Here is a 1,564-nt window from a genome sequence, read left to right on the forward strand (position 1 = left end):
CTCCCGCGCGTCGTCCACGCCCTCGAAGCCCCGGTAGTGCAGCTCGTACAGCAGGTACAGGGCCAGCTGCAGATCCTCACCCCACGGATCCGCCTTCAGCACCGCACCGGGGGCGCAGTCGGGCGGCAGGCCGTGGCGCAGAGCGCTCGTCACGGCCTCCGAGAGTTCACCGCGGCCCGGTACCAGGCGGGGACCGGGCGCGGTCGCCGCCCGTGTCGGCGTCGTACGGGGGCTGGCGCTGGTGGGGGTCATCACGGGTCCTGTTCCTGTGCTCGGTCGGCACGCGCCGGTCGGCGCGTCCCGGTCGCGCGTCCGCCGGAGCGCCGGCGCGCTCGCGATCCGGCCGGGGCCGACACCGGGCGACTGCCCTCGGCGGGCCACCCCATCCAGATTTCCGTCGATCTTCAGAGGATCAGCCGAATACAGGACCCAATCGGACCAATTCCCCCATCAGCCGGGAGGCGCCGCCGTGTGGTCCGGGTGGTGCGGGGTGCGGCGCCGCGCCTTGAGGCCGGCTTCCAGGAGGTGGTCCCGCCCCTCCGCGAGTTCACCGAGGACGTCGCGTTCGATCGCGGCGAAGGGCCGGTAGTAGGTGGAGTTGTAGGCCTCGATCACCTGGAAGGTCCAGTGTCCCGGGATGACGTTGCGGCCGACGAGTTCGCGTTCGACCCGGTCGGCCTGCTCTCCGTGGCCCGCCTCGCGCAGCAGCCGGACCGCGTCACCGAGCTCGAAGTCCGCCGTCCCGGTCAGCTGGTGGAACCCGTAGAGGTGGCCGCGGGCCCGCTCCGTGGTCTCCAGCGCCTTCGAGAGCGCCCCCAGGGCGCGGACCGTCTTTTCGTCGACCCCGTCGGGCACCTGGTGCGCCGGGTCCGTCCCGCGATTGCTGTCCATGGTGGTTCTCTGCCCGCAAGCGGGCCCGCCGAGCGGCCGGTTGGGCCAGGCGGCGTACGGCGGAAGGCTCCGCCCGGCCGGGCGGGCGGAAAACAAAGGGGAATCGCGCGCATGCCCGGGGTTCGGTCGGGCAGAAGGCGCTTCGGAGGTTGATAACTATGGTTCCCCTGCTTCTCGTTCTTCTGCTGGCCCTGATCCTCTTCGGCGCGGGTTTCGCGGTGAAGATTCTCTGGTGGGTGGCTATCGCAGTCCTGATCCTGTGGCTGATCGGTTTCGTCGCCCGCCCGAAGAACAGCAGCGGCCGCTGGTACCGCTGGTAGCCGTACGACGGCATTCCAGCTCGAACGCTGCACGCCGCAGGCCCGCACCCCTTCCGAAGGGGTGCGGGCCTGCGTCATTTCGCCGTGCACCGGAAGAACGGCGCCGCGGCCACGGATTTCGATCCGAGGTGTGTGGAGGAGGAAATGCGGGGCATGCGGATTTCAGGCGGAGAGCACGAACCGCCGCGCACGACGCAAGGAAGACGCAAGGAAGAGGAACAGGGCGGACCGGGACGGGAATTCATTTCCGTTCCGTCCCCCGATGTACCGGAGGAGTTGTTTTCGCGTGACTGAGCATGTGTGGAGCTACACGTCGACCGCCGGCCACCTGGCCGGTACGGACCTGACCGGCT

At 69.8% G+C, this 1,564-nt stretch carries 2 protein-coding genes and 1 pseudogene; 1 reads left to right on the forward strand and 2 read right to left on the reverse strand.

What is annotated here, in order from left to right; genetic code table 11:
• Positions 1-252 (reverse strand): annotated as a pseudogene (locus tag ACZ6S8_RS39580) (iron-containing redox enzyme family protein); the annotation flags it as partial.
• A 198-nt stretch (positions 253-450) separates the two neighbouring features.
• Positions 451-891 carry a hypothetical protein gene (locus ACZ6S8_RS39585; protein WP_469463254.1) on the reverse strand — a complete coding sequence of 147 codons (441 nt, stop codon included), beginning with the start codon at positions 889-891 and terminating at the stop codon, positions 451-453.
• 158 nt (positions 892-1,049) lie between these two features.
• Between ACZ6S8_RS39585 and ACZ6S8_RS39590 the strand changes: the two genes are divergently transcribed.
• Positions 1,050-1,211 (forward strand): hydrophobic protein, encoded by a 162-nt coding sequence (locus ACZ6S8_RS39590; protein ID WP_386537621.1) that lies wholly within the window; start codon positions 1,050-1,052, stop codon positions 1,209-1,211.
• The last annotated feature ends 353 nt before the right edge of the window (positions 1,212-1,564 follow it).

It is taken from the genome of Streptomyces sp. NPDC048461, assembly GCF_055587105.1.

Bases quoted from the DNA above. Each gene is read 5' to 3' on its own strand.
- ACZ6S8_RS39585 (WP_469463254.1), bottom strand. From the start codon at position 891: ATGGACAGCAATCGCGGGACGGACCCGGCGCACCAGGTGCCCGACGGG.
- ACZ6S8_RS39590 (WP_386537621.1), top strand. From the start codon at position 1,050: ATGGTTCCCCTGCTTCTCGTTCTTCTGCTGGCCCTGATCCTCTTCGGC.